The following is a 24263-nucleotide window of genomic DNA, read 5'->3' on the forward strand; positions in this document are numbered from 1 at the left end:
CAGAACCTCAGAAGAAGGCCAGGCCAACCTGGAACAGGCGCTCGACTTCGGCAATGCGGCGCTTGTCGACCAGGAAGAGAATCACGTGGTCATTGTTTTCGATGACCAGGTCATCATGGGCAATCAACACCTCGTTACCACGAATAATGGCACCAATGGTCGTGCCCGGCGGCAGATCGATCTCCTCAATCGCACGGCCAACTACTTTGGAGCTGCGCTTGTCACCGTGGGCGACTGCCTCCAGCGCCTCGGCAGCGCCACGCCGGAGAGAGTGAACGGCCGCCACATCACCGCGGCGAACATGGGTCAGCAAGGCCCCGATGGTGGTTTGCTGAGGTGAAATGGCAATATCAATGACCCCGCCCTGCACCAGATCCACGTAAGCCGGGTTGTTGATCAACGTCATGACGGTACGGGCCCCCAGCCGCTTGGCCAGCATGGACGCCATGATGTTGGCCTCATCATCGTTGGTCAGGGCGCAGAACACATCGGTATCCTCGATGTTTTCCTCGACCAGCAGGTCCCGGTCGGAGGCGCTGCCGTGCAGGACAATGGTGTTGTTCAGATCCCGTGCCAGCCAGTTGCAGCGGTCCAGGCTGCGTTCGATCAGCTTGACCTGGTAGTCGCTCTCAAGCGAGCCAGCCAGACGAGCACCAATGTTACCACCGCCGGCAATCATGATTCTCTTGTAGGAACGGTCGAGGCGGCGCAGTTCGCTCATTACGGCGCGGATATCACGACGAGCAGCAATGAAGAAGACTTCGTCATCAGCCTCGATGACCGTATCGCCTTTGGGGATCATGGGGTGATCCTGGCGGAAGATGGCGGCGACGCGGGTGTCGATATTGGGCATGTGGGAGCGCAGGAAAGAGATCTCACGGCCGACCAGAGGGCCACCGTAGTAGGCTTTTACGGCAACCAGCTGTGCCTGACCGGATGCAAAATCCAGTACCTGCAGCGCACCCGGATACTGGATCATGCGCTTGATGTGCTGGGTCACCAGCTCTTCCGGGCTGATCAGAACGTCAACGGGAATACCCTTCTCGCCAAAAATGGCGTGGTCACGTTGCAGATAGTCATGTTCACGGACTCGGGCGATTTTGGTCGGGATGTTGAACAGGGTTCGGGCAATCTGGCATGCGGTCATGTTGACCTCATCACTGTTGGTGACCGCAATCAGCATGTCCGCATCCTGGGCGCCTGCCTGCTCCAGTGCGCTGGGGTAAGAGGCCTTGCCCTCAATGGTGCGAATATCGAGCCGGTCCTGCAGCTCTCGCAGTCGGGCGCTGTCGGTGTCGATTACCGTGATATCGTTGGCCTCGTTGGCCAGATGTTCAGCCAGAGAGCCGCCTACCTGGCCTGCACCCAGAATGATGATCTTCATGCTGTCGAATTGTCCGTCACTTTGTTCAGAACCGCATAGTAGAAACCGTCGTGGCCACCTGGCTGTGGGAACAGCTGGCGACCGTAAGGCCTAAGCTCGCCCCACTCTGCCTCAATGGGTTGATGGCGGGCATCACTGTGTTGCTGCAAGAAACGTTCGATTATGCGCTCGTTTTCCTGGCTGAAAATTGAGCAGGTGGCGTACACCAGTCGGCCACCTGGCTTGAGCATCTGCCAGAGGTTTGTCAGGATGTTCAACTGTACCTGTGCCAGCGCAGCGATCTCATCCCCTTTGCGTAGCCACTTGATATCCGGGTGGCGACGAATGACGCCGGTGCCACTGCAAGGCGCATCGACCAGAATGCGGTCGAAGGCGTTTCCGTCCCACCAGTCCTGGCTACTTGCATCGGCGGTCAGGATTCGGCACTCCAGCTCCAGGCCTAATCGCTGCAGGTTGTCCAGGATGCGCTGTGCCCGAGCGGGCTCCAGTTCAACAGCGATCACTTCCTGCAGGCCGCTACACTCCTCAAGCAGATGGCAGAGTTTGCCACCGGGCGCGGCGCAGGCATCGAGCACCCGCTCTCCTGGTGAAGCGGCGAGCAGCTCTGCCGCCAACTGAGCTGCTTCATCCTGTACACTCAGTTGTCCCTGGGTGAAACCGGGAATGGCGCTGACGTCCATCGGCTCTTCAAGAGTCAGGCCCGCTTTGCTGTACTGGCAAGGTGTGGCGTTGATGCTTTCAGCCCTCAGGTTGGCGAGGGCTTGTTCGCGTGTCAGCTGCCGTGCATTGGCCCTCAGGGTCAGAGGGGCCTGTTGGTCATTGGCGGCAAGGATCTCACGCCAGTGCTCTGGCCAGTTATGACTGATCTTATCGATGAACCACTGAGGATGGTTCCACGTGAAACATGGATCATTGCCCAGTTGGGACTCGAGCGCCGAATGTTCACGTTGATAGCGCCTCAGAATGGCATTGAACAGTTTCTTGGCCCATGGTTTGTTCAGAACATGAGTCGCTTCAACAGTCTCATGCAGGGCTGCATGCGCGGGTATGCGACTGGATCTCAACTGCCAAAGACCTATCAGCAGCAAAGCCTGCAGGTCCATGTCCTGGGCTTTAAATGGTTTCTTCAGCAGTTTGGCTGCCAGTGACTGGAGCCGGAACATTTCACGCATGGTGCCGTAACATAACTGCTGCATCAGCGCTCGATCCTGAGGTGGGCAGTGTGCCAACGCATCCGGCAAATGAGTACTGAGGGAGCCATGCTGGCGCAGCAGTGGGGCCAGCACGCCGGCCGCCATGGCTCGGATGTTGATCACTTCAGCCAAGACGCACTCCTGGAGCAAAGCGCTCTTTATGCGCGTTCAACAAGTTTTTGACCGGTTGTGCCTTGCCACCCGGCAGTTGGAGCTGGGTCAGTCGAACCGAGCCCTCTCCGCAGGCCACACGCACGCCCTTGCCGTCCGCTGCAAGAATGGTTCCGGCCTCGTAACTGACGCTGTCTTCATCGAGTTCGGCAGACCATACGCGAAGGTTGTCATCTCCCAACTGGGTGAAACACACCGGCCAAGGATTGAAGCCACGGACTCGGCGCACCACCTCTTCTGCCGGAAGACTCCAGTCGATCTGTCCCTCTTGCTTCTCAAGCTTGTGAGCATAGGTCGCCAGGCTACCATCCTGGGGTTCGGGTGACAGGGTCCCGGCGGCCAGCGGTGCCAGAGTCTCAACCAGCAATTGGGCACCCAGTACGGCCAGTCGATCGTGAAGGGTGCCACTGGTATCGCTGTTCTCGATAGTGCATTCAGCCTTGCTCAGCATGTCGCCAGTGTCCAGTCCGGCATCCATTTGCATGATCGTGATGCCGGTGGTGATATCTCCTGCCAACAGTGCTCGGTGAATGGGAGCGGCTCCCCGCCAGCGTGGCAGCAGGGAGGCGTGGACGTTGATGCAGCCCAAGCGTGGCGTGTCGAGCACCGCTTGAGGCAGCAGCAGGCCATAGGCGACGACAATCATCAGGTCGGCATTCAGGTCGGCCAGTATCTGCTGTTGCTCCGCATCCTTGAGGCTGAGCGGCTGATAGACCGGCAGGTCATGTTCCAGTGCAAGTGCCTTCACGGGGCTGGGGCGCAATTTGCGCCCTCGGCCCGCCGGGCGGTCGGGCTGGGTATAAACGGCCACTACCTGATGTTCGGTTTCAAGCACGGCGGCCAGGCTCTCAGCGGCGAATTCCGGGGTGCCAGCAAAAACGATGCGCAGGGGGGTATCACTCATTAATCGGGACTCCATACAAAAACAGGCTTGCATGCGCAAACCTGTTTCGGGTCATGCCAGTGCCGCTCAGGCCTGGTGCTGGGCTTCAAGCCGGTGCTTTTTTTCCAGCTTGGTGCGAATGCGGTTGCGCTTCAATGCGGTCAGGTAATCGACAAACAGCTTGCCGTTCAGGTGGTCCAGTTCGTGCTGGATACACACCGCCAGCAGGCCTTCCGCTTCCAGCTCGTAGGGATTGCCATCGCGATCCAGTGCCTTGAGCAGGATACGATTCGGCCGCTCAACATCTTCATAGAAGCCGGGTACAGAGAGGCAGCCCTCCTGCATGCTGTCCAGATCTTCCTGCAGTACGGTGAACTCAGGGTTGATCAGAACCAGCGGCTCGCTCTTGTCGTCGGAGATGTCAATGGTCACCACGCGCTTGTGCACATTGACCTGGGTTGCGGCCAGGCCGATGCCCGGAGCGTCGTACATGGTCTCGAACATATCGTCGACCAGTTGGCGGATCTCATCGTCGACCTGCTCGACCGGCTCGGCAATGGTTCTTAGACGCGGATCAGGAAATTCAAGAATATTGAGCTTAGCCATATGTATCTGCTTTTTCGGGCGTTAAAATTCGCCCCTTGAGTGGCAAAAAAAATCAACTGCCATCATTATACTGAATTACTTGTCTATTGCATTGCTTTGCAGGCCAGGAGCACGTGGAAACGGCGGGTTGTCTGAGGCCATAAACGTACAAGGGAGCTGAACAATGAGAGGATTGCTGTATGGCGTGGTCGGCGCCTGCCTGATGCTGGCGGGCACCGCGACCGCCGCCGAGCGCGCAGACCGATTGAAGTTGCAGGAGGACCATCCGACCGAGTACGTCGTGGTCAAGGGGGATACCCTCTGGGACATATCGGGCCGTTTTCTGCAGAGCCCCTGGCGCTGGCCGGAAGTCTGGGACGTTAACCCGCAGATCGATAACCCCCATTTGATTTATCCGGGCGACCAGATCTATCTGACGTGGGTCGATGGGAAGCCGCGCTTGAATCTGCGTCGAGGTATTCGCAAGCTGAGCCCGCAGGTAAGGGTTCAGGCACTGGAACAGCCGGTGCCGGCCATTCCGCTGCGCGACATCGCCAGCTTCCTCAATGACAACCTGGTGACTCAGGAAGACGAACTGTCGGTTGCGCCCTATGTGGTCGGCGGCCGCAACGAGAGCATCATTGCCGGGGCCGGTGACCGAGTCTATGCCCGTGGTTCCCTGATCGATGGCGAAATTGAGCAGCAGACCCTGTACCGTCCGGCACGGGAATATACCCACCCGGTAACGGGTGAACACCTGGGTTATGAGCTGTATAAGGTTGCGGACGTAAGCGTGGCCGCGACTGAGGGCGACATCATCACACTGGATCTGCGCAAGACCCGGGAAGAGGTGCGTACGCGTGATCGCTTGCTGCCTAATCGTTCGGAGCGCATTCAGTCCGTGTTTCATCCGCAGCCGGGGGATGAGTTGCGCGATGGCGTGATCATTGACGTGCTTGGCGGTGTGGCGAAGATAGGCCAGTTTGATGCCGTAGCGATCAGCGCCGGTGAGTTTGAAGGACTGGAGCCGGGGGATGTCTACGCCATTTTCAAGAAAGGCGAAGCGGTCAAGGATCCGGTCAACGGCGAGATCGTCACCTTGCCTTCCGAGCGTGCGGGTGAGCTGATGGTGTTCAAGACCTTCGAGCGCGTCAGCTATGCGCTGGTGATGAAAGCCACCAACGTCATTTCCGTTGGTGACGAGCTGCGCGTGCCCTAAAACCTCTCGCAGGACCCCGATATGTGCGATCCAAAGGAATGGATCGCTGCCAGTCTGCTGCCGGGCGTAGGCCCGGTGACGCTGGCGCGACTCCGTCAGGACGGCGTTGATCTGCCCCGCCTGCTCAGGGGAGAGATCAGTCTGCCACAGGGCATCCGGCTGCGGTCGGACACCCTTTCAGCTGTGCACGACTATCAATCTCGTGGTGAACTTTACGCTCGTACCGAACGGCTGCTGGAATATGCTGAACAGCAGCAGTTTCATTTGCTGAGCCTGTCTGATCCCAATTATCCGGAATTGCTGCAACAAATCCCTGACCCGCCGGTGCTGCTGTGGGTGCGTGGGGATGCTGGCGTATTATCAATGCCTCAGCTGGCTGTGGTTGGCAGTCGCAAGGCCAGTCGGGCCGGCTGTCGGCTGGCATATGAGTTTTCATCAACCTTGTCGGCTTCGGGGCTGCTGCCGGTGAGTGGCCTTGCACTGGGGGTGGATGCGGCTGTGCATCAAGCCTGTGTCGACAGACAGGCGCCGACGCTGGCGGTGGTGGGCACCGGGCTGGACCGTGTGTACCCTCATCGAAATCAAGCTTTGGCAGCAGGAATTGTTGAACAGGGTGGCGCTATTGTTTCTGAGTACCCGCCTGGCACGGCCCCTCTGCCCGGTAACTTTCCCAGACGTAACCGGATCATCAGCGGACTCGCTGTAGGGACGCTGGTGGTCGAAGCAGCGCCGCGCAGCGGATCGCTCATTACTGCGCGTCAGGCACTGGAGCAGGGGCGCGAGGTCTTTGCCATACCCGGTTCCATCCATAACCCCCTCAGTCGCGGCTGTCATGCGCTGATTCGTGAAGGCGCAACACTGGTCGAGGAGGTCGGCCAGATCATCGAGCAACTGGGGCCCATGCTGGGAGCCTTGGTGCCGTCTGATATGGACCAAAAGCCGGATATTCAGCATGAAGTAGCTGACAACAATCCCCTGCTCGCACAGATTCCCTTTGACAGTATATGGCTGGATCAGCTGGCAACCGAGCTCCAACTACCCATGGCACAACTGCAATCCGGGTTGATGCTGCTGGAGCTGGACGGTCATATCGAAATCAGCGGATCACGGGTGCGCCGGACCCGATGAGGCTTCTGCTGCCAATGATGACAGTCGTCACGTTGGAAGTGGGGAATTTTCATCCAGTGCTTGCTATAATTGCGCCCTTTCCTTTTTCCGGTCCGGCCGGAAGCCAAACCGTACGTGTGGTGGCGGCGCCTCTGCCCTGCTGCGCAGTCAGAATGATGACGGGAGTAACAGATGAGTGCAAAAGTGGCGATCGTGATGGGTTCGCGTTCGGATTGGCCCACCATGGAGGAAGCGGCAGGAATCCTCGATACCCTGGGTGTTGAGTATCATGCCGAGGTGGTGTCAGCACACCGTACACCGGACAAGATGTTCCGCTTCGCCGAACAGGCTGCCGATAACGGCTACAAGGTGATTATTGCGGGTGCCGGTGGTGCGGCGCACCTGCCGGGTATGATTGCGGCCAAAACCCTGGTACCGGTACTGGGTGTGCCGGTACAGAGCAAGGCGCTGAACGGGCAAGACAGCCTGCTGTCGATCGTGCAAATGCCGCGTGGCATCCCGGTCGGAACGCTGGCCATTGGTGGCGCCGGAGCATTCAATGCGGGCCTGATGGCAGCGCAGATGCTGGCGACTGAAGACAAGGCCCTGGCCCAGCGTCTGGCGGACTGGCGTCAGGCACAGACACAGACCGTTCTCGATAATCCTGATCCGCGAGGTTGATTGTCATGCTGCCACGTATTGTCGTAGCCGGTAACGGTCAGTTGGGCCAGATGCTGCAACAGGCTGGCGCGCCCATGCAGCTGGAAGTGATGCCGGTTGATCCCAATGGCGATATCGAGCTGGGCCTGCGCCCTGATGACGTTATTACGGTTGAGATCGAGCACTGGTCGGACAGTGTCAGCGGCCTGCAGCTGAAGCAGCACCCGAACTTCCGTAATGCCGAAGCGCTCTATGCGGTCATTGATCGTCAGCGCCAGAAAGCGCTGCTGGATCGTTTACAGGTGCCGACCTCTCCCTGGGTCAGCCTGGAGGCGGGCGACTTGCAGGCACAGCTGGAATCGGTTGGCGACAAGGTTATCGTCAAGCGCCGTCGCGGCGGTTATGACGGCCGTGGTCAGTGGCGTTGGCAACAGGGCGACGAGCCAGAAGCAGAATGGGCCGGTGAATGCATCGCTGAAGCAATGATCCCCTTCAGCCACGAAGTGTCTTTGGTGGGTGCCCGTAATGCAGCGGGTGAGAAAGTGTTCTACCCGCTGACGCGCAACTGGCACGAGAACGGTATCCTGCGTGCAAGCGTTGCCAACCTGTCGGTCTCGGCGGAACAGCAGAAAAGTGCTGAAGAATGGCTTGGACGCATCATGGATGACGAAGGCTACATTGGCGTGATGGCAATGGAGTGCTTCGTGGTTGATGGCAAGTTGCTGGTCAACGAGCTGGCGCCGCGTGTACACAACTCCGGTCACTGGACACAGGAAGGCTCGGCCATCAGCCAGTTCCAGCTGCATCTGCGGGCCTTGGCTGATCTGCCGCTGATTACACCGCCGGTCGAGGGTATGTCGGTGATGTATAACCTGCTGGGGCGCAATTGGAAGCCGGAATGGCTGCAGGTACCGGGTGTGCACGTACACTGGTATGGCAAGGAGATACGTCCTGGTCGAAAGGTCGGACACGTCAATATCTGCCGTCCCGATGCAGGTTCGCTGATCGACAGCCTGAAAGCTCTGCAGGCGTTGGTTGACGACGAAGACAAGGTCGTATTTGACTGGAGCATCGGTCAGTTGCAGGCCTGAACCCTTTCAAGGCGCAGTTCATCCTGCGGAGGGTCGCCCAGACGCTGCCCCTCCGTTTTCCCTTCTTCGCGGTGGTGTATTATGAATCACTGGCAGCTCAAAGAAGCGGTTCGTTGTATCAATAATGGTGGTGTTATCGCCTACCCGACTGAAGCAGTCTGGGGGCTCGGGTGTGACCCCTATAATAGACAGGCCGTACAGCGGTTGTTGGATCTCAAGCGACGACCTGAGCACAAGGGGTTGATTCTGGTCGCGGCTGATGAAGCCCAGATAGAGCCGCTGTTGGCAGTCCTGACGGACAGTCAGCGCCAGTGTCTGCGTGAAACCTGGCCGGGGCCCAATACCTGGCTTTTGCCTGATCCGAAGAATCTCATTCCCCATTGGGTGAAGGGGCGTCACGCTCAGGTGGCGGTCCGAGTCAGTGCGCATCCGCTGGTACAGGCACTCTGTCGGGCATATGGCGGCCCCCTGATTTCCACTTCTGCTAATCGAAGCGCCGCAGATCCTGCAAGGTCCAAGTTGAAAGTCAGTGCTTACTTCGGCTGCAAGCTCGATTTTATATTGCCGGGTGAGCTTGGGGGCTTGGATAAGCCGACCGTAATACGCAGTTTAGTAGACATGAATTTGGTTAGAGCGTAAGTGAGCATTCGCTAACATTATTTGGAGAGACGCTATGTCAGCACCCGACGCACAACTGGTGAAAGAATATCTGCTCGACCTTCAGGATCGTATCTGCTCTGCTCTGGAGCAGGCCGATGGAGAAGGTCGCTTCGTCGAGGACAGCTGGGAGCGTGCCGAAGGTGGTGGCGGTCGCACGCGCGTCATCAGCAAGGGGGCTGTGATTGAGAAAGGCGGCGTCAATTTCTCCCATGTGCATGGCGATGCCCTTCCCGCTTCAGCCACTGCACACCGTCCTGAGTTGGCCGGTCGTCGTTTCGAAGCGATGGGTGTTTCTCTGGTCATCCATCCGCACAACCCTTATGTACCCACTTCTCATGCCAACGTGCGTTTCTTTATCGCTGAAAAAGAAGGTGAAGAACCGGTGTGGTGGTTTGGTGGAGGCTTTGACCTGACACCCTATTACGGCAACGATGATGATTGCCGTCACTGGCATCAGGTGGCCCATGACGCCTGCGCACCCTTTGGCGAGGATATCTACCCGCGCTTCAAACAGTGGTGTGATGACTACTTCTTCCTGAAACACCGACAGGAACCTCGTGGTATCGGCGGCCTCTTCTTCGACGACCTCAATGAGCTGGGCTTCGAGCGCAGCTTCGCACTGATGCAGTCGATCGGAGATGCCTATGTGCCGGCAATTGTGCCGATCATCGAGAAGCGCAAGGAGACCCCTTACGGTGAGCGCCAGCGCGATTTCCAGTTGCACCGCCGTGGCCGTTATGTGGAGTTCAATCTGGTCTGGGACCGTGGAACGCTCTTCGGTCTGCAGTCCGGTGGCCGTACCGAATCGATCCTGATGTCGTTGCCGCCGGAAGTGCGCTGGGACTATGACTGGAAACCGGAGCCGGGCACTGAAGAAGCTCAGCTGTACGATCGGTATCTGCAGCCGCGCAACTGGCTGGAGGCCTGAAATGGCAGACCGTTATGCGGTGTTTGGTAATCCCATCGCGCACAGCAAGTCACCGCAGATCCACGCCCGCTTTGCCGAACAGACCGGGCAGGACCTGACGTACAGCGCCGAGCATATCGAAGAGCACGACTTCGAAGCGGCCGTGGAGCGTTTTCTGCAGGGGAATGGCAAGGGGCTGAATATCACCGTGCCGTTCAAAGAGCGTGCCTGGGCGCTGGCGCAATGGCGCAGCGAGCGAGCGGAACTGGCTGGAGCGGTCAATACCCTCTACCGGCTGGACGATGGCCGCATTGCCGGTGACAACACGGACGGTATAGGCCTGGTACGTGACTTGGATGACAACAACGGAGTTGTCCTGCAGGGAGCGCGTGTACTGGTGCTGGGCGCCGGTGGTGCCGTCCGTGGCGTACTTCAGCCGTTACTGGCCGCGGGCGTGGCTTCGATTCTGGTGGCCAACCGTACAGTGTCTCGTGCTGAAACCCTGGCCGAACTGTTTGCCGAGGATGGCCGAGTGCAGGCTTGCGGATTTGATCAGGTACCCGCCGATGCGTTCGATCTGATCATCAACGGCACTTCGGCCAGTCTGCAGGGTGAACTGCCGCCGATACCCGTGGCTACAGTTGGTATGCAGACCGCCTGTTACGACATGATGTACGGCGCTGAGCCGACCCCCTTCTGCCGCTGGGCATCCGATCTGGGTGCTGCACGGGTGATCGATGGCTTGGGCATGCTGGTGGAACAGGCCGCTGAGTCTTTCCGTATCTGGCGTGGGGTTCAGCCCGACACGGCACCGGTGATGCAAGCCCTGCGTGCGGCGCTCAGGGCCATCTGACAGGCTTCATCAAGGCGTCAGACTTCGGTGCTAGTCCACTGAATCTGAAAGCCTTTTTCTAAAACCGCCTTGCATCCGGCAAATGCGAGGCGGTATAACAGAGACACACCCTCTGTTAGTGGAGTACGCGCATGGACAAGCATCTGCCACTGGCGCCCGCGGCGCTCTATCGTACCTGCGACCCTGAACTCCTGCCCTTCAAGACCACTGAATCTCTGGAGCCTTTTGCCGGTTTCTTCGGCCAGGATCGTGCCATTGAGGCGATGGCCTTCGGCATCGGCATGCAGCGGCCCGGGTACAACCTGTTTGTCATGGGTAACCCGCATACCGGCCGTTTCTCCTTTGCCATGGAGAGTTTGAAAGCCTCGGCCAAGAAGCAGAGCAAGCCGAGCGACTGGTGCTACCTGAACAATCTCAGCGATAACCGCTATCCGGTGGTGCTGGAGCTGCCTGCGGGCCGAGCCGGCCAATTGAAGCGGGATATCCGCTATCTGCTCGACAGCGTCTTGGCTGAACTGCCGGCCGCCTATGAAAACCCGGCTTATCAGCGCATGAAAAGCCAGGTCGAGCGTGACTTCAATCGTCACTATGACGAGGCGTTGAACCGGGTCGAGCGCAAGGGCCGCGAATACAGCATCGCGGTTTACCGTGATGGCGCGACGGTAGGCTTTACCCCTGTCGCCAATGGTCAGGCGATGGACGAAGCGGGTTTTTCCCAGCTGCCGGAGGAGGAACGCGACGCCATTCAGGCCCATATCTCCGAACTGGAGGAAATGCTTAACGACAGTCTCACCGGTCTGCCGGTTTGGCGTCGTGAAGCGGCAGAACGCATGCGTGTATTAGACAGGGATACCGCACGCCAGGCGGTTGAGCCGCTGATTCAGCCCCTGCGTGACAAGTATGCCAACATTACCGGCATCGTCGATTACCTCAAGCATGTCGAAGTGGACCTGATCCGCAATGCCAGTGATCTGCTGGGCGAGGATGGTGCGCTCGAGGGCAAAAGTGATGTCGTGCGGCGAGAGTATCTGGAACAGAACTACGGCCTCAACATGCTGGTCGACAACCACAAGACCAAGGGTGCTCCGGTAATCTTCGAGTCGCACCCGAGCTATGAAAACCTGTTCGGCCGAGTCGAGTATGTCAGCGATATGGGCGCGATGGTCACCAACTATACGCTGATCCGTGCGGGTGCCCTGCACCGTGCCAACGGCGGCTACCTGGTGCTGGAAGCGGAAAAGCTGCTGGAGCAGCCCTTCGTCTATGCCGCGCTCAAGCGTGCGCTCAAGGCCCACGAGATCCGCATCGAAAACCCGGTCAGCGAATACACGGGCATCAGTGCCATTACCCTGAGCCCTCAGCCGGCCAACCTCAAGGTGAAGGTCGTTCTGGTCGGAGAGCGGGATACCTACTACCTGTTGCAGGAGCTTGATCACGACTTCGAGAAGATGTTCCGGGTAGTCGTCGATTTCGACGAGGATGTACACCGTACGCCCCACTCCATTCGTCAGTATGCTCGGCTGATGAAAACCCTGGCCACCGAGGAAGGGCTGGCTCCGCTGACGCGTCGGGCAGTTGCCCGCCTGGTGGAACACAGCTCCCGTCTGGCCGGTGATCAGGACCTGCTTTCGGCCCATGTGGGCGAGCTGGTCGACCTGCTCTGCGAGTCCGATTTCCGTCGCCGCGAGCAGAACGATGCGCTGATCAATGCCGAACATGTGGAGCTGGCGCTGGAGGCCAAGGAGCGTCGTACCGGGCGTTTGTCGCAGAAAATTCTGGAAAGCATTCTTAACGAGACGGTGCTGATTGATACCGATGGCGAGGCGGTCGGCAAGTCCAACGGCCTGACGGTATTGCAGGTGGGCGATGTTTCCTTCGGCAGCCCGGCGCGAATCACCGCAACTGTCCACCCGGGCAACAAGGGCATCGTCGATATCGAGCGTGAAGTCGCGCTGGGTCAGCCGATCCATTCCAAGGGCGTGCTGATTCTATCCGGCTTCCTGGGCCACAAGTACGCCACCGATTTTCCATTGACGCTGTCGGCCAGTCTGGCAATGGAGCAATCCTACGGCTACGTGGATGGTGACAGCGCGTCCCTGGCCGAAATATGCACCCTGATCTCGGCCCTGACCCATATTCCGATTCGCCAGCAGTACGCCATCACGGGTTCAATCAACCAGTATGGCGAAGTGCAGGCGATCGGAGGGGTCAACGAAAAGATCGAGGGCTTCTTTCATCTGTGCAAAACCCGCGGCCTGACCGGCTGGCAGGGCTGCATCATCCCCCGTGCCAATGTGCGTAACCTGATGCTCAAGGATGAGGTGGTGCAGGCAGCCGAGGAAGGCATGTTTCATATCCATGCGGTGTCCAGCGTCGACGAGTGCCTGGAGATCCTGATGGGACGTACAGCAGGCGTACGCAAGGATGATGGTCACTTTACCCAGCGCAGTATCAATGCGCAGGTGGTCAAGCGACTGCGGGAGTTGGCCAAGGCCAAGGCGTAACCGGCGGGCGGGATCTGATTCTCTACAGACCCCGCCAGCCGGTTTATCCAGCCATTATGGTGATTGCAGGCAAGGTTCAGACGCTGGCCAGTTTCATGTGATGATCCCAGTGCAGACGGGCGGCTGCCGGGTCCAGAGGCAGACGCTCGCGTTCATGGGTGCGCGGGTTCATGCGGTAGAGATGACCGAGGCCAGAACTGGCCAGAAACTCTCCTGGCTGACCCGTGGCGCTCAGGCCGCAGCCGTCGCGGCAGTGCATCATGGTCAGGAAACGGGCCCGTGGAAGGTCCCAGAATGTGACGACATGGCCTCGGGGTGAGGATACGGCTGCGATCTGTCCGCTACTATCGAGTCGTATGCTGCCACAATACTGTTTCATCTGGCGGTTGATGGCTTCAGGTGCCGCCAGCAGTTGCAACGGCTGGCCGCGACGGTGCAAGGCCACCAGAGGCTTGTGATCACCCGAATCTCCCTGATACTGCATGGCGATGGCCAGGATGCCGTCCGGGTTCAGGTCCATGTGACGAATGCTGAGCTGGAAGTGCTCAGCGGGCATGAATACCTGTTCGTTCAGGCGGCCGCTGGCAAAGTCGAGATAGGCCAGTGATGGCTCCATGCTGTCCAGATTGAGTTTCTCCCGTCCATGGGTGTGGATGCCGCCATTGGCGATGATCAGCTCGTTATTGTGCAGCAGCAGTTCATGGGGGCCGATACCCCCTGTCGAATAGCGCTCGGCGATGGCGAAGCTCTGCTCCACGTCACGTATGACGACCTGTCCCGCAGAATCGGAGGCCCGCTCCTCGGTACTGACCAGCCAACGACCATCATCAGAGAAAACCACATGGCCGTTAAACAGGTAGCCGGGATCGACCGGGATACGGGCTATCTGATGTCCGTTCTGATAGTCGACCACTTCTATGTAATCACCCGGGCGCCGAGCGGCAACAGCAACCCAGGGCTGTCGCGGGTGCAGTTCCACATGGTGAGCGCGGCTGGGCAAGGGATAGTGCAGCCGAGTGGCGCCGGTGTCATCTGTTCCCAGCAGCCAGTGTCGGTTGGCATGGCTGGCGGCGCTGATCAACAGGGGGCGTGACCGGCCGGTATTGGCCAGGACACCGGTAACAGGCAGCATCAACCCCGCGGCCATCAGGCCCATGAAGCGGCGGCGATTAGTCTCCATCACGGCTGTTGAACCCCAGTTGGATACCAAGAACATCCATGGCACTGTGCAGTTGATCATTCAGCTGCTTGAGCTGAGTACTGATCTTGACCAGCTGAACATGGGCTTCAGGCTGAGCCACGGCAATCTTTAGAGGAGATGATATCTGGCTCAGTGCCCGGTCGAGGTTGGTGAAGCTGAGACGGATATCCCGTGCCAGCTCTGCAGCATCAGCCTGCTGTAACAACTGGTCAACACTGGCATCGGTGCCCTGATAGAGTTCGTTCAGGGCGGCGAGATTGCTGCGTATGTTGGCCAGTGAGCTGCCGCTGCGGTGGCTTTCGAGCAGTTTGGGTTTCGCTGTCTGGGTACTGTCAGCCATCGGCTTGAGCAGTTTGCTGTCACGGATCACTTCGATTGGCTCGACCAGTGATGCCATCAACTCAACAGCCAGATCAGCTGCCGTATCGGTATCCTGCTTTGGCGAGAACTCGTTCAGGGCCTTGGTTTGCCATTCCTGATGAATCGCTTGGCTGATCTGCGCGATATGAGCCGCGATTGCTGTAGTCAGTTCGCAACTGCGCCCCTGCTGCAGGTGCTGCAGAGCATTATCGTCGAACAACAGGCGCTCCAGAGCCGGAAAGCCCTGAATGGATACGCTGGCATGACGAAAGAATTCGTCATCATAGGGCAGGTCGGACGCCAGTGTCTGGCGTAGCTGACGGGCACCGATGTTCTTGCGGTCCGGCCAGAACTCCAGGCTGAAGTTGCGCATCAAGAATTGAACGGGCCCAAACTGCACATGCTGGATGCCCTGCCAGGCCTGCATGCTGTCAAACCAGGCCTCACGCGCCGTTTGCAGCGCCTGTTGGTTGGGCGCCCGGCAAAGTGTGGCCGATGCCTGAGACAGGGCGGTAGCCGTACTGTCCAGTTGTGCATACCGGGGCAGCAGGTGCTGTTGCACCAGCTGGTGATTGAAGTGGGGCCAGTCGGGTTCTTGTGGGCTGGCATGGGCCAGGCCTGCCAGCAGAACCAGAGCAGTGGCGGCCAGCCAGACTGGCCACATGCGGGTGTGTGTTGATTGCATCAAAGTGACTCCAGAAACGAGATCAATTGTGTGCGCTGTTGTGGTGTCAGTTCACGGAAGCGTTCACGTGCCGCTTTCGCCTCACCACCATGCCAGAGTATGGCTTCGGTCAGGTTGCGCGCACGGCCATCATGCAGCAGGGCGCGCTCGCCACTCACGGTCCGGTGAAGACCCAGCCCCCAAAGGGGGGGGGTCCGCCATTCCTGGCCGTCAGCGGCAAATTCTGAACGCCCATCTGCGAGTCCCGTGCCCATATCGTGCAGCAGAAGGTCCGTATAGGGCCAGATGAGCCTGTTGCTTAGTGCCGGTCGGTCAGCCGCTGATCCGGTCCTGTGAGCGGGCGTGTGGCAACGGCTGCAGCCGATTGCAGAGAACAGCTGCTCTCCGGCCTTTACTGCGGCCGCCTCGGCATGGTGACGTGGGGGGGGCGCCAGGTGCCGTGTGTAAAACAGAAGCATATCCATCATGACCGCCGAAGCTTCAAGACCATCCTGAGCGGTGGTATTGCCATTGGGCGCATTCAGGCAGTCGTACTGGGCGGTCGTGCAGTCGCCTGAAGGGAACGGAGAGTCAGGGTTGGAAATGCCGATATCGTTGTTCAGGGCGCTGGCGTTTTGCTGGCGCAGGTCGGGTTGTCCCGCTTTCCAGCCGAAACGGCCCAGGCGCGGCTGATCATGTTGATTCAGCAAGATCCGGTTTGCCCGACCGGAGATGCCGTCATTGTCACGGTCCAGTGGATCCTCCCGTGCCAGGAGGTCAGCTTCGGGGATCAGTTCGAGCAATCCCAGCCCGATCATGGCCGGTGCCAGACGGGGGGAGATTTGAGTCTGCGGATGGAAGTGGCCATAGCCCGGATTGGCCAACTGGTAGATAGGCTGGCGCAGTTCAACCCGCTCGCCTCCGTTCAGTTCGACGCTGTGGGTACGGTACTCAAGGCGGAGGTGGGCTTCGGCCTTCAGGCCCCCCACGGCAAAGGTCTGCAACTGGGTGCCGTACGTGGGTTCCGGCTTCACGCCCTGAGGCTTAAGGTGTCCGTCGCCGGGAATACTCAGGCGGATCAGCAGCCCGTTACGATTGCTGCTGCCATGAGTGTCGGGTGGCAGGCCGCGGCCATTGTTGATATGACACTGTAAGCAGGAGCGCGCGTTATACAGGGGGCCAAGGCCATCACTGGCGGTAGTCGATGAGGGTGACGACACCCAGATCTTGTCGAAAATGGCGCGCCCAAGGACAAAGCTCATACGCTGTTCGAATGGAAGACCTGCGACCGGTTGCATGAAGGCCTGTCGGTCCTTCGCTGAAAAGGATGGACCGGGCAGAGCCCGGTCCGAAGCGGTCGCCACTGCCATAGCGACCTGGCTGGTGCACAACGCCAGCCAGAGGGAGAGCCAGCCTGTCAGACTGAGTGCAAAACGGGTCATCGATGAATCAGCTGCCAAGCACAGCTGAAGGGTTATCCAGACTGTCGGAGCCTTCCAGCTCCACGTCTGAAATACCCAGGGTTGCCATCACCTCTTCGAGGACCTGTGTCTGTGCGGTCAAAGCATCTACGAAGGCCTGTACCCGGGCATTCCCTTCAGTGTTGCCGGCGGCAATCAGTACGTCGAAGGTTTCACCCTGCTCCGCAGCATCCACCATCGCCTGAGCAGCTGTTTGAGTGGCATCCAGATGCGCACGCATCTTCTCATCGAGAGCCGGATCAAGCGCCTGTGTCAGCGAGGACAGCGAAGGTCCGCTCAACCGAGAACCATCCATTCGGGAGTATTCACCCAGGTAGACATTGCGAATGCCGAGCGCATCGTAGAAATGCGACCAGTGCGTGTTGTCAGAGAAGCAATCGTGTTCCTCTTCAGGATCATGCAACATCAGACCAAGCTTGGTTCTTTCCCCGGCCAGTTCACCATAGGACAGGCTACCCATGCCGGTGGTGATGGTGGCCAGAGCGCCCCGCTCGCCTTTGGCGGCCAGCTGCTTGCGGGCCTCGCCTTCGGGTTTCCAGTTGTTGGCCATCTCGGTCAGGTCATCGACCAGCAGGTCGGTGGCCGCCTTGAGGTAGGCACCGCGACGGTCGCAATTGCCATTACTGCAGTTTTCGGTATCAAAATCCGTGGCGGGACGGTTGCCGGCTCCCGGCTGGGTGCCGTTCAGGTCCTGGCCCCAGAGCAGGAACTCGATGGCGTGGTAACCGGTCGCTACGTTGGCCTCGACACCATCGATTTCGTGCAGGGTTTCTGCCAATAGTGCCTTGTCGATACGGCTTGCGTTGACCTGCTTGCCGCCGATATTCAGCCTCGGGTTGGCGATGATGTTGGCGCTGTACCAGGCGTTGATGTCGGATTCGCTGCCGTAGTGGGTGTCATCCACATAATCGATCAAGCCTTCATCCAGTGGCCAGGCGTTTACCTTGCCTTCCCAGTCATCGACGATCGCGTTGCCGAAGCGGAATACTTCGGATTGCTGGTATGGCACACGAGCGGCAATCCATGCCTCGCGAGCCGCTTTCAGGTTCGCGTCCGTGGGCTTCGCCAGCAGCGTGTCGATAGCCGCCTGCAACTGCTTGGCTGCGGTCAGGGAGTCTGCAAAAACGGCTTCCGCAATGTCGGCGTAATGCTGGTTGACCGAACTGGCCCTGGTGTCGACGACCGCACTGGTTGCGCTGGCCTGATTGATGGCAACCGGGGTGAACGGTGACATAAGCGCTGCCGCGATGACGGCGGGCAGCAGAAGACGTTTCAGTGTCATGACAACTCCCTGAATCAAGTTAGGATTTGGCTACACTAAACTAAATGCAAATCGTTATCAATAATATTTAATGTCATGGGTGAAAAAAACCGGCAGTTGCTTTGCCGGTTTGGTATACCACCATTGTGGGCTGATGCGATCAGCTTTGGGCCCAATCCTCGGCGTTGTGTTTGGCTGACAAGCGGGCGTAGTTTTCGGCGGTATAGGTGAAGAACTCTTTTTCCTTTTGGGTCAGCTCTCGCTGAGGCTTGGCCGGGCGACCGACATACAGATAGCCGCTTTTGAGTGTCTTGCCTGGTGGTACCAGGCTACCGGCTCCGATAATGACATCATCCTCAATCACCGCGCCGTCCATGATCATGGCCCCCATGCCGACGAGGATGCGACTGCCCAGGGTGCAGCCGTGCAGCATTGCCTGATGACCGACGGTGACATGGTCGCCGATGATCAGTGGGAAGCCATCCGGATTGTAGGGGCCTGCGTGGGTAATGTGCAGTACCGAGCCGTCCTGAATACTTGAATAGCGGCCAATGCGGATATAGTGCATGTCACCACGGATCACGGTCATCGGCCACACGGAACTGTGTTCACCGATCTCCACGTCACCCAGTACCACGGCGCTGGGGTCGACAAAAACGTTGTCGGCCAGTTTCGGGGTCATGCCCTGATAGGGTCTTACATTCATGCGGCTCTCCTGAATCTGATTGAAATCGCCTCTGCTGAGCCCCATTGTATACTGAATTAGAAAGTTGACCCTGCAATGCCGGTTTTGAATACCGATCCATAATGGAGAGATCCCCATGTCCAACCCTCTGCTCGAGCGTCATCTGCTGCCACCGTTCAGCCGTATCCTGCCGGAGCATGCCGAGCCCGCCATTGATGAGCTGCTGGCGCGCAACCGTTCCCGTATCGCCGAGTTGACCGCGGATGCTTCTGTAAGTGGCTGGACGCTGGTGGCTGAGCTGGAACAGCTCAACGATGAGCTTGCCCAGGCCTGGTCACCGGTCTCTCATCTTAATGCCGTGATGAACTCGGATGCCTGGCGAGAGGCGTATAACGCCTGCCTGCCCAAGTTGTCAGAGTACTGGACGGAATTGGGCCAGCATCAGGGCCTGTTCAAGGCGTTCGAGGCACTGGCTGACAGTGATGAATATCAGCAGTTGAGCCCTGCGCGTCGCAAGGTTGTGGATAACGCTTTACGCGACTTCCGTTTGTCTGGCATTGCCCTGCCGGAAGCCCAGCAGAAGCGCTATGCCGAACTGCAGCAGCGTCTGTCGGAACTGACGACGAAATTTGCCGAGAACGTACTTGATGCAACCCAGGGCTGGTGGAAAGAGATCCGCGATGAAGCTGAACTGTCTGGCTTGCCCGAGCATGCGGTGGCTGCTGCCAGAGAAGCCGCCAAGGCCAGGGAACTGGATGGCTGGGTGATCACGCTGGACTTCCCGGCCTACTATGCGGTCATGGCTTTTGCCGACAACCGCAGCCTGCGTGAAGAGCTGTATCGAGCCTTCAGCACCCGGGCCTCGGATCAGGGGCCCAAGGCGGGTGAATGGGACAACTCCGAGGTGATGAACGAGATTCTGGCGCTGCGCCATGAGCTGGCCCAGTTGCTCGGGTTCGACACCTACGCCGACTACTCGCTGGCGACCAAAATGGCACAATCGCCGCAGCAGGTGGTGAGCTTCCTCGAAGATCTGGCAACCGAAACGCGTCCGGTCGCCGAGCAGGAAGTGGCCGAACTGCAAGCTTTCGCACGTGAACGCGATGGTATCGAAGCACTCCATGCCTGGGATGTGACCTACTATGGCGAAAAGCTGAAACAGGCCCGGTACGAGATTTCGCAGCAGGAGTTGCGTCCCTACTTCCCGCTGCCCAAGGTACTGGACGGCATGTTCACCATCGCCGGTCGCCTGTTTGACCTGGAGGTGGAAGAGCAGCCGACATTTGACAGCTGGCATGCGGATGCGCGCCTGTTTGCGCTCAAGCGCAGTGGCGAAACCTTTGCTTATTGTTACCTGGATCCCTTCGCCCGCAGCGGCAAGCGTGGCGGTGCCTGGATGGATGACTGCCGGGTACGTCGCCGCCTCAGCGAGGCCGAGCTGCAGTTGCCGGTAGCCTATCTGGTGTGCAACTTCACACCGCCCTTGCCTGACCAGCCGGCGTTGCTGACCCATGACGAGGTGACCACCCTGTTCCACGAATTCGGTCACGGCCTGCATCATATGCTGACGCAGATGGAGGAAGCCGACATCAGCGGCATCAATGGTGTCGCCTGGGATGCGGTGGAGCTGCCGAGCCAATTCATGGAAAACTGGTGCTGGGAGCCGGAAGCACTGGCATTGATTTCCGGTCATCACGAGACCGGCGAGCCGCTGCCGCAGGCGCTGCTGGACAAGATGCTGGCGGCCAAACACTTCCAGTCCGGCATGATGATGATGCGTCAGCTGGAGTTTTCGCTGTTCGATTTCCGTCTGCACCATGAGTACCAGCCGGGCAAGACCGAGATCCAGGCACTGCTGGATGGCGTACGTGAACAGGTGGCAGTGATTCGCCCGCCGGCCGATAACCGCTTCCAGCATGGTTTCAGCCATATCTTCGCTGGGGGCTATGCCGCCGGTTATTACAGTTACAAATGGGCTGAGGTGCTGTCTGCAGACGCCTTCTCCCGCTTTGAAGAAGAAGGCATTTTCAACACGGACACCGGGCTTGCCTTCCGCCAGGAGATTCTGGAACAGGGCGGCTCGGGTGATCCCATGGATCTGTTTGTTGCTTTCCGTGGTCGTGAGCCCAGTGTAGACGCTCTGCTACGTCATTCCGGTATCCGTTGAGAGGTTTGAACATGAGTGTACAAAAGCGATTCATTGCGGGCGCGGTCTGTCCTCGCTGCGGTGAAATGGACACGGTACGCATGTACCGCGATGACGAGCGCGAACATCGCGAGTGCATCAAGTGCGGTTTTGCCGACTCGTTGCGCCTGGATGGTCGTCCTGACCCCAATGAAATTGAAACCCGCGTCAGCGGCGAGCGCTCCGACAAGGCGCCGGCGGCGGTGGCGGACGACAGCCCACAGCCGATCCGCATCATGGATCCCGGTACCCTGCGCCGGGATCATTGATCGTGCTCACTTCCCCGCTATCGCCCATGCCCTGTGGCTGGGCGATGCAAAGCCCGCTGGAGCATGAGTATCACGACCGTGAATGGGGTGTGCCCCAAACCGATGATCAGGTGCTGTTCGAATTTCTGGTGCTGGAATCGGCGCAGGCCGGTCTGAGCTGGCGCACGGTGCTGGAAAAACGGGAAGGCTACCGCTATCACTATCAGGGTTTTGACCCGGAGCGGGTGGCGGCGTTTGGCGAGGTCGAAATTGTCCGCATGCTGGCTGATGCGGGCATCATCCGTAATCGTGCCAAGGTTGAGGCCTCGATCAACAATGCGAAGGTTTTCCTCGAGCTTCAGGCCCGTTACGGGAGTTTCGCCCAATTTCTCTGGCGATATGTGGATGGCCGGCCCGTTCAGTCCGACTTTGAATGCATGGAGCAGATTCCAGCCCAGACCGCCTTGTCACAGCAGCTGGCCAAAGACCTCAAACGCGAAGGGGTACGTTTTTTTGGCCCGACCATCGCCTATGCCTACATGCAGGCGGTGGGACTGGTGAATGATCACTTACGCCACTGTCCCCGCCATCAGGTTTGCCTTGAGCTGGGGCGAGCGGTCAGTGTCTGAAAAGCCGGCCGTGTCTGCAAGGCCGGCTTTTGCCCGAGGGCACTGACTTCAGAAGTAGGTTGCCAGAACCAGATTCAGAGTGTCAGCGTCCTCGTCGGTGTAACCTTCCTCGCGCACATACTCGGCGATCAGCTCGGCATTGTCGCCCAACTCTCGGCTGATGCTGGCGGCCAGGCGTTTTTCTGCCAAATCCAGGTCAGCGGCCTCGTCCGATTCGCTGTAACCCAGTGCCAGCGTGCCTGGAGCACCGAATACTGCGGTATTGTAGTGAGCACCCAGGTGCCAGACGCTGGGCTTGGCACCGGCGAGCGAGTCGAAAGCGTCGGCCTGTACCCATTCGGCTGAAATGCCTGCTTCACCCAGTTCCATTGCAACGTTCAGACGCCAGGCAGACTGTTTTTCATCCACTCCGGCATCCAGGAAAAGCTCGGTATTACCGATGTTGTTCAGGTAGCCGGCGCCTACAGACAGGCCATTGCCAAAGGCGTAACCCAGATTCACACCCGCGTTATTAACGCTGTCATCGTTGTCCTGATCACCCTTGAACAGGTAGAAGTCAGAGCTGAAACCCGCTTGAGCGTAGCTCAGCACCGCCAGATCGTCAGTGTTATCGGTCAGGTCGTCGGTCAGAGGATCGGTCCAGGTGGCGCTTTCAATCACGCCGAAGGGGATACCGCTTTTGCCGATGGTCAGGGACAGCGGGTTACCCTCTTTGGCGAGGGTAGCGATCGCTTCATCGACGTAGAACTCATCGCCTTCCTTGTACTTCAAAGTGGTTGAGAGACTGATCAGTTCGTTGACCTGTGCATCCACGACCAGTTTGACAGCATCTACATCCAGATCGTTGGTGCTGCCTGTTTCCAGTTCACTGTGAGTGGCCAGAAATTCGGCTTTGCCGCTCAGGGTGATGCGATCGGTCCACTGGTTTGCCACAGCGCCTGATGCGGCATCAGGCTGGCTTGCCTGGCGAGCCTCCAGTTCAGAGATGCGCTGTTTCAGCGCCTCGATCTCGGCAGCGACAGAGTTGTCGGCGGCCTGGGTAACCAAAGGGAGTGCCATGATGGAGGCGCAGGTGATGGAGAGCAGAGATTTTTTCACGGTAATTCCAGAAAGTAACGTTATGTTTAATGCGAATCGTTATTAATTGTATTCCATTAAAATGACTCTCTGCAAGTACCACAGGCTGCGTTCCTGTGTGTGGCAGCAGGTTCCTCAGTTGGAGGGGTTGTACCAGACGCGGTAGATGACATCGGCCTTATCGTCGGAAATCAGCAGATCGCCATCTGGCTCGATCAGTACATCAACCGGGCGTCCCCAGGCACGTTCACCCTGCCGCCAGCCGGTGATGAATGCTTCCACGGACAGCACCTTATCTCCGGCAGTGGCGATCCGCATGACCCTGTAACCCACCTTGCTGGAACGGTTCCAGGAGCCGTGTTGGGCCATGAACAGCGTGGTGTTCGGCGTGTCGGGAAACTGCGTTGCGGTATAGAAGCTGATACCCAGGGCTGCGACATGAGCGCCGAGCAGCGCGACCGGCGGTTCACTGTTGATGGCTCGGCTGCCATCACCGAACAGAGGGTCAGGAAGTCCGTTGCCATGAACGAATGGGAAACCAAAATGCAGTCCACCCTGCTCGGCGCGATTGAGCTCATCATCCGGTTGGTCGTCACCCAGATGGTCGCGGCCATTGTCGGTAAACCAGAGACTGCCGTCTTCGGGATGCCAGGCAAAGCCAACCGAGTTGCGCACACCGCGTATCCAGGGAGCGGATTCGCCGGTTTCAGGGTCAAATCGCATGATGCTGGCAAAACGGGGGTCCGTGTGCAGGCAGGCATTGCAGGGTGCACCGAGTGTGAAGTAAAAGGCACCGTCGGGCCCCTGCTTCAGATATTTCCAGCCGTGATGGGTGATGTCGGGGAGGTTGTCGAGGACCATCTCCGGGGCCGGAGGGTCGGCCAGACGGCTGTCGATATCGTTCAGGCGAATCAGGCCGGTCAACTCGGCGATGTATAGATCTCCCTCAGACCAGGCTACGCCATTGGGCAGGCGTCGCCTCGACAGCAGCGTATATCGGCGCTCATAACGCTGGTCACCATCGAGATCCTGAAGCGCGAAAACGCGACCGTCACGCCGGGTACCCACATACAGGGTGCCAGAGGGACTCAGTGTCATCTGGCGGGCGTCAGGTACTTCGGCGACAACTTCGATTCGGTATCCTGGAGGCAGTTGTAGCCTCTCCAGCGGCAGCGCTTCGCTGAAACCGGTCAGTGGGGGCAGGATCAGCAGTAGTAGCCAGCGCATCATGGGTTCTCCTTATGGTGCAATAAGA

At 58.8% G+C, this 24263-nt stretch carries 22 protein-coding genes; 11 read left to right on the forward strand and 11 right to left on the reverse strand.

What is annotated here, in order from left to right; translation table 11 throughout:
* Positions 1 to 7 precede the first annotated feature (7 nt).
* From trkA to def, 4 genes are all read right to left on the reverse strand, one after another.
* The gene (gene trkA / locus LN244_RS00065) at positions 8 to 1384 is read right to left on the reverse strand and encodes a Trk system potassium transporter TrkA (protein WP_239040831.1); all 1377 of its coding nucleotides are present in this window, start codon (positions 1382 to 1384) and stop codon (positions 8 to 10) included.
* Positions 1381 to 2700 carry a 16S rRNA (cytosine(967)-C(5))-methyltransferase RsmB gene (rsmB, locus tag LN244_RS00070; protein ID WP_338037897.1) on the reverse strand — a complete coding sequence of 440 codons (1320 nt, stop codon included), beginning with the start codon at positions 2698 to 2700 and terminating at the stop codon, positions 1381 to 1383. Before rsmB ends, trkA begins: the two co-directional genes overlap by 4 nt.
* 1 nt (position 2701) lies before the next feature.
* Complete coding sequence (gene fmt / locus LN244_RS00075) at positions 2702 to 3652, reverse strand: methionyl-tRNA formyltransferase (protein WP_239040833.1); 951 nt, start codon at positions 3650 to 3652, stop codon at positions 2702 to 2704.
* A 66-nt stretch (positions 3653 to 3718) separates the two neighbouring features.
* On the reverse strand, positions 3719 to 4237 hold the full coding sequence (gene def / locus LN244_RS00080) for a peptide deformylase (RefSeq protein WP_239040834.1): 519 nt from the start codon (positions 4235 to 4237) through the stop codon (positions 3719 to 3721).
* Positions 4238 to 4400: 163 nt separating this feature from the next.
* Here def and LN244_RS00085 point away from each other — a divergent pair, with 163 nt between their 5' ends.
* The 8 genes from LN244_RS00085 to LN244_RS00120 all read left to right on the forward strand — a co-directional run bounded on the left by LN244_RS00085 (position 4401) and on the right by LN244_RS00120 (position 13217).
* Complete coding sequence (locus LN244_RS00085; protein ID WP_239040835.1) at positions 4401 to 5435, forward strand: LysM peptidoglycan-binding domain-containing protein; 1035 nt, start codon at positions 4401 to 4403, stop codon at positions 5433 to 5435.
* A 21-nt stretch (positions 5436 to 5456) separates the two neighbouring features.
* The gene (gene dprA, locus LN244_RS00090) at positions 5457 to 6563 is read left to right on the forward strand and encodes a DNA-processing protein DprA (RefSeq protein WP_239040836.1); all 1107 of its coding nucleotides are present in this window, start codon (positions 5457 to 5459) and stop codon (positions 6561 to 6563) included.
* Positions 6564 to 6734: 171 nt separating this feature from the next.
* Positions 6735 to 7223: a 5-(carboxyamino)imidazole ribonucleotide mutase gene (gene purE / locus LN244_RS00095; protein WP_239040837.1), complete on the forward strand. Its 489-nt coding sequence runs from the start codon at positions 6735 to 6737 to the stop codon at positions 7221 to 7223.
* A 5-nt stretch (positions 7224 to 7228) separates the two neighbouring features.
* Entirely contained in the window at positions 7229 to 8293 is a 1065-nt protein-coding gene (purK, locus tag LN244_RS00100; protein ID WP_239040838.1) for a 5-(carboxyamino)imidazole ribonucleotide synthase, read from the forward strand.
* Between the two features lie 81 nt (positions 8294 to 8374).
* Positions 8375 to 8932, forward strand: coding sequence for an L-threonylcarbamoyladenylate synthase (locus tag LN244_RS00105; RefSeq protein ID WP_239040839.1), 558 nt, complete (start codon positions 8375 to 8377; stop codon positions 8930 to 8932).
* Positions 8933 to 8966: 34 nt separating this feature from the next.
* Positions 8967 to 9881 (forward strand): oxygen-dependent coproporphyrinogen oxidase, encoded by a 915-nt coding sequence (gene hemF / locus LN244_RS00110; RefSeq protein WP_239040840.1) that lies wholly within the window; start codon positions 8967 to 8969, stop codon positions 9879 to 9881.
* Between the two features lies 1 nt (position 9882).
* Entirely contained in the window at positions 9883 to 10713 is an 831-nt protein-coding gene (gene aroE / locus LN244_RS00115; RefSeq protein WP_239040841.1) for a shikimate dehydrogenase, read from the forward strand.
* Between the two features lie 131 nt (positions 10714 to 10844).
* Positions 10845 to 13217, forward strand: a complete 2373-nt coding sequence (locus LN244_RS00120; RefSeq protein WP_239040842.1) for a Lon protease family protein — start codon at positions 10845 to 10847, stop codon at positions 13215 to 13217.
* A 76-nt stretch (positions 13218 to 13293) separates the two neighbouring features.
* Here the strand turns inward: LN244_RS00120 and LN244_RS00125 are convergent, their stop codons facing one another.
* The 5 genes from LN244_RS00125 to LN244_RS00145 all read right to left on the reverse strand — a co-directional run bounded on the left by LN244_RS00125 (position 13294) and on the right by LN244_RS00145 (position 18890).
* Complete coding sequence (locus tag LN244_RS00125) at positions 13294 to 14397, reverse strand: DUF1513 domain-containing protein (protein WP_239042441.1); 1104 nt, start codon at positions 14395 to 14397, stop codon at positions 13294 to 13296.
* Positions 14387 to 15463 carry an imelysin family protein gene (locus LN244_RS00130; protein ID WP_239040843.1) on the reverse strand — a complete coding sequence of 359 codons (1077 nt, stop codon included), beginning with the start codon at positions 15461 to 15463 and terminating at the stop codon, positions 14387 to 14389. Before LN244_RS00130 ends, LN244_RS00125 begins: the two co-directional genes overlap by 11 nt.
* A complete protein-coding gene (locus LN244_RS00135; protein WP_239040844.1) occupies positions 15463 to 16884 on the reverse strand; it encodes a di-heme oxidoreductase family protein in 1422 nt (473 codons plus the stop codon). Before LN244_RS00135 ends, LN244_RS00130 begins: the two co-directional genes overlap by 1 nt.
* Positions 16885 to 16891: 7 nt before the next feature.
* Positions 16892 to 18205: an imelysin family protein gene (locus LN244_RS00140; protein WP_239040845.1), complete on the reverse strand. Its 1314-nt coding sequence runs from the start codon at positions 18203 to 18205 to the stop codon at positions 16892 to 16894.
* Between the two features lie 139 nt (positions 18206 to 18344).
* Entirely contained in the window at positions 18345 to 18890 is a 546-nt protein-coding gene (locus tag LN244_RS00145; protein WP_239040846.1) for a gamma carbonic anhydrase family protein, read from the reverse strand.
* A 115-nt stretch (positions 18891 to 19005) separates the two neighbouring features.
* Between LN244_RS00145 and prlC the strand changes: the two genes are divergently transcribed.
* From prlC to LN244_RS00160, 3 genes are read left to right on the forward strand one after another with little or no spacing between them, the layout of a single operon-like run.
* Positions 19006 to 21036, forward strand: a complete 2031-nt coding sequence (gene prlC, locus LN244_RS00150) for an oligopeptidase A (protein WP_239040847.1) — start codon at positions 19006 to 19008, stop codon at positions 21034 to 21036.
* An 11-nt stretch (positions 21037 to 21047) separates the two neighbouring features.
* Complete coding sequence (locus tag LN244_RS00155; protein WP_239040848.1) at positions 21048 to 21323, forward strand: YheV family putative zinc ribbon protein; 276 nt, start codon at positions 21048 to 21050, stop codon at positions 21321 to 21323.
* A gap of 2 nt (positions 21324 to 21325) precedes the next feature.
* On the forward strand, positions 21326 to 21931 hold the full coding sequence (locus tag LN244_RS00160) for a DNA-3-methyladenine glycosylase I (protein WP_239040849.1): 606 nt from the start codon (positions 21326 to 21328) through the stop codon (positions 21929 to 21931).
* A 48-nt stretch (positions 21932 to 21979) separates the two neighbouring features.
* Here LN244_RS00160 and LN244_RS00165 read toward each other — a convergent pair whose 3' ends face one another.
* Together LN244_RS00165 and LN244_RS00170 are read right to left on the reverse strand one after the other, a co-directional pair.
* Positions 21980 to 23029 (reverse strand): LbtU family siderophore porin, encoded by a 1050-nt coding sequence (locus LN244_RS00165; RefSeq protein ID WP_239040850.1) that lies wholly within the window; start codon positions 23027 to 23029, stop codon positions 21980 to 21982.
* Between the two features lie 114 nt (positions 23030 to 23143).
* On the reverse strand, positions 23144 to 24238 hold the full coding sequence (locus LN244_RS00170; RefSeq protein ID WP_239040851.1) for a PQQ-dependent sugar dehydrogenase: 1095 nt from the start codon (positions 24236 to 24238) through the stop codon (positions 23144 to 23146).
* Positions 24239 to 24263 lie beyond the last annotated feature (25 nt).

The sequence above is a fragment of the Marinobacterium sediminicola genome (assembly GCF_022343685.1).
Lineage (GTDB): Bacteria > Pseudomonadota > Gammaproteobacteria > Pseudomonadales > Balneatricaceae > Marinobacterium > Marinobacterium sediminicola.